Below are 9,299 nucleotides of genomic sequence, written 5' to 3'. Positions count from 1 at the left end.
TGTCTTTGCTAGAATCCGCAACGCGCCGCTCACCCGGCGCGTTTTTTTTCGCATCCGGTTCACCCTTTACGAGGGTAGCCACCTGGAGAAACACCCATGACACAACCCATTGTCGTGGCGGCACTGTATAAGTTCGTCACCCTGGAAGATTACGTCGAGCTGCGTGAGCCCTTGCTCAAGGCCATGCTCGACAACGGCATCAAAGGCACGTTGCTGATCGCCGAGGAAGGCATCAACGGCACGGTCTCCGGCACCCGCGAAGGCATCGACGGGCTGCTGGCCTGGCTCAAGAACGATCCGCGCATGATCGACATCGACCATAAAGAGTCGTATTGCGATGAGCAGCCGTTCTACCGCACCAAGGTCAAGCTCAAGAAAGAAATCGTCACCCTTGGCGTCGAAGGCGTGGATCCGAACAAGCAAGTCGGCACCTACGTCGAACCGCAGGACTGGAACGCGCTGATCAGCGACCCGGAAGTGCTGCTGATCGACACCCGCAACGATTATGAAGTGTCCATCGGTACCTTCGAAGGCGCCATCGACCCCAAGACCACCAGCTTTCGCGAGTTCCCCGAGTACATCAAGGCCCACTTCGACCCGGCCAGGCACAAGAAAGTCGCGATGTTCTGCACCGGTGGTATTCGCTGTGAAAAAGCCTCCAGCTACATGCTCGGCCAGGGGTTCGGCGAGGTCTATCACCTCAAGGGCGGCATCCTGAAATACCTCGAAGAGGTCCCTCAGGAAGAAACCAAGTGGCGTGGCGACTGCTTCGTGTTCGATAACCGCGTGACCGTTCGCCACGACCTCAGCGAAGGGGACTACGATCAATGTCACGCTTGTCGTACTCCGGTGAGCGTAGAAGACCGCGCTTCGGAGCACTATGTGCCTGGCATCAGTTGCCCGCATTGCTGGGATAAGCTGAGCGAGAAAACCCGTCGCAGCGCCATCGACCGGCAGAAACAGATCGAGTTGGCCAAGGCGCGCAACATGCCGCACCCGATCGGCTACAACTACAAGCAAACATCTTCCGAGGCTTGAGCCATGACGTCACGCCTGCTCTATGTGATGGACCCGATGTGTTCCTGGTGCTGGGGCTTTGCGCCAGTGGCCGAGGCGTTGGTCGAGCAGGCGCACGCCGCGGGTGTGGAGTTGCACCTGGTGGTGGGCGGTTTGCGCACCGGCAGCGGTTCGGCGCTGGAGCCGACCACCCGGCGCTACATTCTCGAGCACTGGCAGGCCGTGACCCAGGCCACCGGCCAGCCCTTCAAGCTTGAAGGCGCGTTGCCGGATGGTTTCGTCTACGACACCGAACCCGCCTGCCGGGCATTGGTAACGGCCCGCAGCCTGGCCCCGGACCTGGCCTGGACGCTGGTGAAACTGATCCAACAGGCCTTTTATGTACAAGGCCGTGACGTCACCCACGCCAGCGTCCTGGTGGAGCTGGCCGAGCAGGCCGGGCTGCCACGCATCGAATTCGCCGCGGCTTTCGACCGCGCCGACCAACATGCGGCCACCGCAGCGGATTTCACCTGGGTCCAGGATTTGGGTATTGCCGGGTTCCCCACGCTGCTGGCCGAGCGTGACGGCCAGTTGGCCTTGCTGACCAACGGTTACCAGCCCCTGAGCCAGTTGTCGCCCTTGCTTGGCCGCTGGCTGGAGCGCGCGACCTGTGCCTGAGCGACCGTCAGCCCCATCGACCTCGCAGCGCATCGACCGGTTGAGCTGGGCGGAGATCCGTCGCCTGGCCCTCAAACATAAAAAAGCCCTGTGGATCGCCAACGGCGTGGCCGTGCTGGCGACGCTGTGCAGCGTGCCGATTCCGTTGCTGTTGCCGCTGCTGGTGGACGAGGTCCTGCTGGGCCACGGCGATGCGGCCTTGAAGGTCATGAACCATGCCTTGCCCACGGCGTGGCAGAGCGCAGCCGGCTATATCGGGCTGATGTTGCTGGCGACCCTGACCCTGCGCTGTGGCGCCTTGCTGTTCAACGTGGTGCAGGCGCGCTTGTTCGCCAGGCTGGCCAAGGACATTGTCTATCGCATTCGCATCCGCTTGATCGAACGTCTCAAGCGAATCTCCCTGGGCGAGTACGAAAGCCTGGGCAGCGGCACCGTGGCGGCCCACCTGGTCACCGACCTGGACACCCTCGACAAATTCATCGGCGAGACCCTCAGCCGTTTCCTGGTGGCGATGCTGACCCTGGTGGGCACCGCCGGGATCCTGGTGTGGATGCACTGGGAACTGGCGCTGCTGATCCTGCTGTTCAACCCGCTGGTGATCTACGCCACGGTGCAACTGGGCAAGCGGGTCAAGCACCTCAAGAAACTGGAGAACGACAGCACCTCGCGCTTCACCCAGGCCTTGACCGAAACCCTGGATGCCATCCAGGAAGTGCGCGCCGGCAACCGCCAGGGTTATTTTCTTGGCCGATTGGGGATGCGTGCCAAGGAGGTCCGCGATTACGCCGTGAATTCACAGTGGAAAACCGACGCCTCGAACCGCGCCAGTGGTTTGCTGTTCCAGTTCGGCATCGATATTTTCCGCGCGGCGGCCATGCTCACCGTGGTGTTTTCCGACCTGTCCATCGGCCAGATGCTGGCGGTGTTCAGCTACCTCTGGTTCATGATCGGTCCGGTCGAGCAGCTGTTGAACTTGCAGTACGCCTATTACGCGGCCGGCGGCGCCTTGAACCGGATCAACGAACTGCTGGCCCGGGCTGACGAGCCCCAGTACACGGGGGGCGTCGATCCGTTCAAGGGCCGTGACACCGTGGGCATCGAAATCCAGGGGTTGAGTTTCGGTTACGGCGAGGAGCTGGTGCTCGACCAGTTGAACCTGTCCATTTCCCCGGGCGAGAAAGTCGCCATCGTCGGGGCCAGTGGCGGCGGCAAGAGCACCTTGGTGCAGTTGCTGCTGGGGCTGTACACGCCACAGTCGGGCAGTATTCGTTTCGGCGGCGCCACGCAGCAGGAGATCGGCCTGGAAACCATTCGGGAGAATGTTGCAGTGGTGTTGCAACATCCGGCGCTGTTCAACGACACGGTACGGGCCAACCTGGCCATGGGCCGTGAGTGCAGCGACGACGATTGCTGGCGGGCATTGGAAATCGCCCAGCTCGACGCCACGGTACGGGCGCTGCCCCAGGGCCTGGAAAGCGTTGTAGGGCGTTCCGGGGTTCGGCTGTCGGGCGGACAGCGCCAACGGCTGGCCATCGCCCGCATGGTACTGGCCGACCCACGGGTGGTGATTCTCGACGAAGCCACCTCGGCATTGGACGCAGCCACCGAGTACAACCTTCACCAGGCACTGGCGCGTTTTTTGAGCGCACGCACCACGTTGATCATCGCCCACCGGCTTTCGGCGGTGAAGCAGGCCGATCGGGTATTGGTGTTCGACGGTGGGCAAGTCGCCGAAGACGGCGACCATTTGCAGTTGATTGCCGACGGGGGCCTCTACGCTCGACTCTACGGTCATTTGCAACAGATACAACAGCCTTGAGTTTCCCGCCGTTTTCTGTGCTTAGTATCGGAAAAAACAGGCAAACCCGCCGATTCTTCCAAATTCCACGCAAAGATCTCTTCATCCATTCATTCTATGGGTCGAAAACTAGCCTAGGCTGTTGAGTCAGGAGCGGAATTCTGGCGGGTGTTCGTCCGGCAGTACCTGTGCAAGGGACCTCATGAAGCAAAAGCAGACTCTCGGAACACCACGGCTGCTGGGCATCGTCTGGCCCTTTATTGCCGTTGTGCTATTTCAGGCATTGCTTGGCGGCGTCAGCCTTTACGTGCTTTCCGCAGTCCGCGGCTATGTAGCGGGGGAGAGTCTCTGGTCCAAGGGCCAGAAAGACGCGATCTATTACCTCAACCTCTACGCCGACAGCCGTGACGAGGCGATTTTTCGCAAATACCAGCAAGCCATCGCCGTACCCGAGGGTGGCCATGAGCTGCGGGTAGCGCTGGACCGCCAACCGCCGAACCTGGAAGCGGCGCGGGCCGGCATCCTCAAGGGCGGCAATCATCCGGACGATGTGGCCAGCGTGATCTGGCTTTATCTGAATTTCCGTCACTTCAGTTACCTGGAAGAAGCCATCGATCTCTGGACGGTGGGTGATGGCTACCTGACCGAACTGGATAACGTCGCCCGGCAGATGCACAGCAGTATTGTCGCGGGCCAGGCGTCAGAGGTGGATATTCGCGGCTGGAAGGCCCAGATCTTTGCGATCAACGATTCCGTCACCCCGGCTGCCAAGGCGTTCAGCGACGCCTTGGGCGAGGGGTCGCGTTTCATCCTGCGGCTCTTGCTGGTGACCAATTTCGCCACCGCCCTGGGGTTGATCGTCCTGGCGTTGTTGCGTACCCATAAACTGCTGGCCCAGCGGCAGGTGTTCGCCAATGCGCTGCAGATGGAGAAAGAGCGGGCACAGATCACCCTGCAATCCATCGGTGATGGGGTGATCACCACCGACGTGGAGGGGGGCATCGCCTACATGAACCCCGCCGCCGAAGCGATGACCCATTGGAAGGCCGAGCACGCCACGGGCTTGCCCCTGGCGGCGCTGTTCAATTTGCTCGATGACAATGCCCAGACCGAAGGGCTGACCCTGATCGAGCACATCCTCAGCGGTCGGCTCAGCGGCGCCAGTGAACATTCGAAACTGATCCAGCGCCTGGATGGCAGCACCGTGTCGGTCACCCTGGTGGGCGCGCCGATCCGCCATGCGGGCAAGGTCAGTGGCGCCGTGCTGGTGCTGCATGACATGACCCAGGAGCGGCAATACATCGCCAACCTGTCATGGCAGGCCACCCATGACGCCCTGACTGGCCTGGCCAACCGCCGGGAGTTCGAGTATCGCCTCGAGCAGGCCCTGCACAACCTCACTCGCCAGATCGGGCGCCATGCCTTGATGTTTCTCGACCTGGATCAGTTCAAGCTGGTCAACGACACCTGCGGTCATGCGGCGGGTGACGAATTGTTGCGGCATATCTGCGCCTTGCTGCAGTCGGGGCTGCGGGAAAATGACACCCTGGCCCGATTGGGTGGCGATGAGTTCGGGATCCTGCTGGAGAACTGTTCGCCGGAGGCGGCGGAAAAAATCGCCGAAGGGCTGCGCCAGACCGTGCAGAACCTGCACTTTGTCTGGAAGGGCCGGCCATTCGTGACCACCGTGAGCATCGGCCTGGTGCATATCGCCCAGACCCCGACGACCCTGGAGGCTTCCCTGCGGGCCGCCGACATGGCCTGTTACATGGCCAAGGAAAAGGGGCGCAACCGGGTCCAGGTCTATCATGCCGACGACTCGGAGTTGTCCCTGCGCTTTGGCGAGATGGCCTGGGTCCAGCGCTTGCACATGGCCCTGGAGGAAAACCGCTTTTGCCTGTATGCCCAGGAAATCGCCGCGCTGGGGCCGGGCGATCACGGTGGCGGGCACATTGAAATCCTGTTGCGCCTGCATGACGAAGCCGGGCGGATGATCCTGCCGGACAGCTTCATTCCCGCGGCGGAACGCTACGGGCTGATGACGTCCCTGGACCGTTGGGTGGTGGAGAATGTCTTCAAGATTATCCGCCAGTGCCTGAATGAATCGCGGCAGGGGCCCATGGCGATGTGTGCGATTAATCTGTCAGGCACAACTATCGGAGATCAGGCGTTCCTCGACTTCCTGCGTAAACAGTTCGTGGCCTACTCGATTCCGCCGGAAATGATTTGTTTTGAAATTACAGAGACCAGCGCTATTTCGAATTTGGGCAGTGCGATCCGCTTTATCAATGAACTCAAGAGCTTGGGCTGCTATTTCTCTCTGGATGACTTTTGCGCCGGAATGTCTTCATTCGCTTACCTGAAACATTTACCTGTAGACTTCTTGAAGATCGACGGGAGTTTCGTAAAGGATATGCTGGACGACCCGATTAACCGTGCAATGGTCGAAGTGATCAATCACATCGGTCACGTCATGGGTAAGCGCACGATTGCCGAGTTCGTTGAAACCGCCCAGATCGAGCAGGCATTGCTGGAGATAGGGGTGGACTTCGCTCAGGGGTATGTGATCGAACGCCCGCAATTGTTTACCTGCGACACGTTGCAATGTCGGCCGGCCCGGCCCCAGCCGCTGTTATTCAAGGCCCCCGGCACGTTCCGCTGAACCTCTTGTTGATCCGAGAAAATCACAATCAAAAGGAGCCCGACAGTGATCGACACATTCAACCGAACAGGCCCGCTCATGGACGCCACAAGCTATCCGAAATGGGCACAGCAGCTCATTACCGATTGCAGCGAGAGCAAGCGCCGGGTTGTCGAACACGAACTGTATCAGCGCATGCGCGACAACAAGCTCAGCGCCAAGACCATGCGCCACTACCTCATTGGTGGTTGGCCGGTCGTCGAACAGTTCGCTTTATACATGGCACAGAACCTCACCAAGACCCGCTTTGCCCGCCACCCCGGCGAGGACATGGCGCGTCGCTGGCTGATGCGCAACATTCGTGTCGAACTCAACCATGCCGACTACTGGGTCAACTGGAGCGCCGCCCATGGCGTGACCCTGGAAGACCTGCAAGCCCAGCAGGTACCGCCTGAGCTGCACGCCTTGAGCCACTGGTGCTGGCACACCAGTTCCTCGGACTCGTTGATCGTGGCCATCGCCGCGACCAACTACGCCATCGAGGGCGCCACGGGAGAGTGGTCGGCGCTGGTGTGTTCCAACGGTGTCTACGCGGCCGCTTTCGCCGAGGAAGACCGCAAGCGGGCCATGAAGTGGCTGAAGATGCATGCCCAGTACGACGATGCCCATCCTTGGGAAGCCCTGGAAATCATCTGTACGCTGGCGGGGATGAACCCGAGCAAGGCGCTGCAAACGGAGCTGCGCCAGGCCGTGTGCAAAAGCTATGACTACATGTACCTGTTCCTGGAACGTTGCATGCAGCTGGAACAGGCGGAGCCTGCCAGCAGGGCGTCAGCCACCCGTGAGCGTCTGGCGCTGGCCGGGAGCTGATTACTACCGCTACAGATAGCCACAACCTGTGGGAGCGAGCCTGCTCGCGAAGAGGTCTGACAGTCGACGGGGAGGTTGACTGCCAGGCCGCTATCGCGAGCAAGCCCGCTCCCACAGTTGTTTTGGATGAGTGCTGGCTTCAGGTTCACCCCAAATCCCTGTGGGAGCGAGCTTGCTCGCGATAGCGGTGGGTCAGTTCGCGCAGATGTTGGATGTGCTGCCCTCATCGCGAGCAAGCTCGCTCCCACACAAGCTCGCCCCCACAGTGGTTTTCAGCCGGCCATCGCCAGCCGATTGCGGCCTTCGCGCTTGGCTACGTACAGCGCGCTGTCGGCCCTGCGCAGCAGGCTTTCCGAGGATTCCCCCGGTAGCAGGGTGGCGCACCCCAGGCTGACCGTCAGCTCGATCCTTGTGCCTGTGGCGAAGTAATCCTGGGCCTGGGCGGCATAACGCAGTCGTTCACCGACCATGGCGGCGGCATCCCGGCTGGTATTGGCCAGCAGGATCAGAAATTCTTCACCACCGAACCTGAACACCATGTCCACATTGCGCAGTTGGCCCTTGATCGACTCGGCCACGGCCTTGAGCACTTCGTCGCCAACACCGTGACCATGGCTGTCGTTGATGCGCTTGAAATGATCGATATCGAGCATCAGCACCGACAAGGGTTGCGAATGACGCTTGGCCATGTCGATTTCCCGCATCAGGGTCTGGTCCATGGCGATGCGGTTGCCGGTGCCGGTCAGCGGATCGCGCAGGGCGCTTTGGGTCGCGGCGCGGTAGAGCAGCGCGTTGCGCAGTGGATAGAGCAGCGTCGACATGATGGATTCGAGATCGCTCTGTTCCGCCTCGGAGAAACGTTGGTTACGGCGGAATACCAGTTCACCCAGGTGTTCGCCTTCATGGCTGAGGTTGTAGCTGAGGGTGTGATGCCCGCGTTGCCCGAACTCCAGGCGCAGGTCACTGGCTTTGTGCTGATAGGCCAACGCATCCAGGGGCACCAGTCGCTGAATTTCCCGGAAAAACAGGCCCAGGATGCGCTGTGGCTCCAGGCTGGTCTGTAGTTGCTGGCTCAGTTGCTGGCGCAATTGCGACAGACTGACGGAGCGTGCAGGGAGCGGCGCTGGCTGAGTCAGGCCCAAACGCTGCAATTTGGCGCTGTCGAAGTCGAACGCGTTGATCTGGTTGGGCGTTTTCATATGGCGTTAGCCCCTAAGCTAAATCTGTCCCGACAGGTTGGGTGTGGCGGCTTTGGGCTGCACGTCGTACTGGTCCTTCAGTCCCGTAGGACACCTGATTTGAGTCTAGTCCGCTTCCATGGCAGGCATAAGTCTCGTCTCAACGTCCATTACCTGCCGAACATGGCATGTTTGAAGAGGTTAGAGCGAAAGTCGTGCCATTCGGTTCACTTGCGTAAAAACCGATTAGAAATCAATGAATTGATAGCGAGTCGCGAATGCAGGGGCGACGTGGCCTTGGCGGTTCGCCTGGTTTGGCGTCGACGGGGGCCGGCATCGCGACGGTAAATCGTCGCGATGCCGGCTTCATTATTGTGCGTTGAACGCCTGACCGTTGACGCCGGTGCTGTCCGGGCCCATGAGGTACAGGTAGACCGGCATGATCGCTTCGGGCGTCGGATTGTTGAGCGGGTTTTCTCCCGGGTAGGCCTGGGCGCGCATGCTGGTGCGGGTGGCGCCGGGGTTGATGCTGTTGGCGCGCACGGCGGCGACGGTATCGACTTCGTCGGCCAGGGTCTGCATCAGCCCCTCGGTGGCGAACTTGGACACGCCATAGGCGCCCCAGTAGGCCCGGCCCTTGCGGCCGACGCTGCTGGAGGTGAACACCACGGACGCATCCTTGGAGAGCTTGAGCAGCGGCAGCAAGGTGCTGGTGAGCATAAACATCGCGTTGACGTTGACGTGCATCACCCGCATGAAGTTCTCACCGGACAACTGTTCCAGTGGCGTACGTGGGCCGATGATCGAGGCGTTGTGCAGCAAGCCGTCCAGATGACCGAACTCGGTTTCGATCATCGCCGCCAGTTCATCGTACTGATGAGGCAGTGCGGTTTCGAGGTTGAACGGGATCACCGCTGGCTGCGGATGACCGGCCGCTTCGATTTCATCGTAGACCTGGGTCAGGTTGGCTTCGGTCTTGCCCAGCAGCAGTACGGTGGCACCGTGGGCGGCGTAGGTTTTCGCCGCAGCGGCACCGATCCCGCGACCGGCGCCGGTGACCAGGATCACCCGGCCATTGAGCAGGTCGGGACGGGCGGAATAATCAAACATAAAAAACCTCAACAATTAGAGCGGC

General features: G+C 60.7%; 7 protein-coding genes. 5 read left to right on the top strand and 2 right to left on the bottom strand.

Annotated elements, in window-relative coordinates:
• Nucleotides 1–96: 96 nt before the first annotated feature.
• The 5 genes from J4E53_RS28455 to J4E53_RS28435 all read left to right on the top strand — a co-directional run bounded on the left by J4E53_RS28455 (nt 97) and on the right by J4E53_RS28435 (nt 6,986).
• Nucleotides 97–1,038, top strand: a complete 942-nt coding sequence (locus J4E53_RS28455) for a rhodanese-related sulfurtransferase (protein WP_060738603.1) — start codon at nt 97–99, stop codon at nt 1,036–1,038.
• A 36-nt stretch (nt 1,039–1,074) separates the two neighbouring features.
• The gene (locus J4E53_RS28450) at nt 1,075–1,677 is read left to right on the top strand and encodes a DsbA family protein (RefSeq protein WP_177431752.1); all 603 of its coding nucleotides are present in this window, start codon (nt 1,075–1,077) and stop codon (nt 1,675–1,677) included.
• A complete protein-coding gene (locus tag J4E53_RS28445) occupies nt 1,670–3,496 on the top strand; it encodes an ABC transporter ATP-binding protein (RefSeq protein WP_060738601.1) in 1,827 nt (608 codons plus the stop codon). The genes J4E53_RS28450 and J4E53_RS28445 overlap by 8 nt, the downstream gene beginning before the upstream one ends.
• A 181-nt stretch (nt 3,497–3,677) precedes the next feature.
• Nucleotides 3,678–6,137: an EAL domain-containing protein gene (locus tag J4E53_RS28440; RefSeq protein WP_060738600.1), complete on the top strand. Its 2,460-nt coding sequence runs from the start codon at nt 3,678–3,680 to the stop codon at nt 6,135–6,137.
• A 78-nt stretch (nt 6,138–6,215) separates the two neighbouring features.
• Nucleotides 6,216–6,986 (top strand): iron-containing redox enzyme family protein, encoded by a 771-nt coding sequence (locus tag J4E53_RS28435; RefSeq protein WP_219734601.1) that lies wholly within the window; start codon nt 6,216–6,218, stop codon nt 6,984–6,986.
• A 272-nt stretch (nt 6,987–7,258) separates the two neighbouring features.
• On the opposite strand, the gene J4E53_RS28430 is transcribed toward J4E53_RS28435, so the two are convergent.
• Together J4E53_RS28430 and J4E53_RS28425 are read right to left on the bottom strand one after the other, a co-directional pair.
• On the bottom strand, nt 7,259–8,185 hold the full coding sequence (locus tag J4E53_RS28430) for a GGDEF domain-containing protein (protein ID WP_060738598.1): 927 nt from the start codon (nt 8,183–8,185) through the stop codon (nt 7,259–7,261).
• A gap of 348 nt (nt 8,186–8,533) precedes the next feature.
• Nucleotides 8,534–9,274: a YciK family oxidoreductase gene (locus J4E53_RS28425; protein ID WP_060738597.1), complete on the bottom strand. Its 741-nt coding sequence runs from the start codon at nt 9,272–9,274 to the stop codon at nt 8,534–8,536.
• Between the last annotated feature and the right edge of the window lie 25 nt (nt 9,275–9,299).

Source organism: Pseudomonas sp. FW305-28 (assembly GCF_017351395.1).
Classification (GTDB): Bacteria; Pseudomonadota; Gammaproteobacteria; order Pseudomonadales; family Pseudomonadaceae; genus Aquipseudomonas; species Aquipseudomonas fluorescens_AA.
The sequence above is the reverse complement of the archived record's forward strand: the minus strand, read 5'-3'. Positions and strand labels throughout refer to the sequence as shown.

Excerpts from the sequence above, each read along its gene's own strand:
- J4E53_RS28435 (WP_219734601.1), top strand. The coding sequence starts at position 6,216 with ATGGACGCCACAAGCTATCCGAAATGGGCACAGCAGCTCATTACCGAT.
- J4E53_RS28455 (WP_060738603.1), top strand. The coding sequence starts at position 97 with ATGACACAACCCATTGTCGTGGCGGCACTGTATAAGTTCGTCACCCTG.
- J4E53_RS28425 (WP_060738597.1), bottom strand. The coding sequence starts at position 9,274 with ATGTTTGATTATTCCGCCCGTCCCGACCTGCTCAATGGCCGGGTGATC.
- J4E53_RS28430 (WP_060738598.1), bottom strand. The coding sequence starts at position 8,185 with ATGAAAACGCCCAACCAGATCAACGCGTTCGACTTCGACAGCGCCAAA.
- J4E53_RS28440 (WP_060738600.1), top strand. The coding sequence starts at position 3,678 with ATGAAGCAAAAGCAGACTCTCGGAACACCACGGCTGCTGGGCATCGTC.
- J4E53_RS28450 (WP_177431752.1), top strand. The coding sequence starts at position 1,075 with ATGTGTTCCTGGTGCTGGGGCTTTGCGCCAGTGGCCGAGGCGTTGGTC.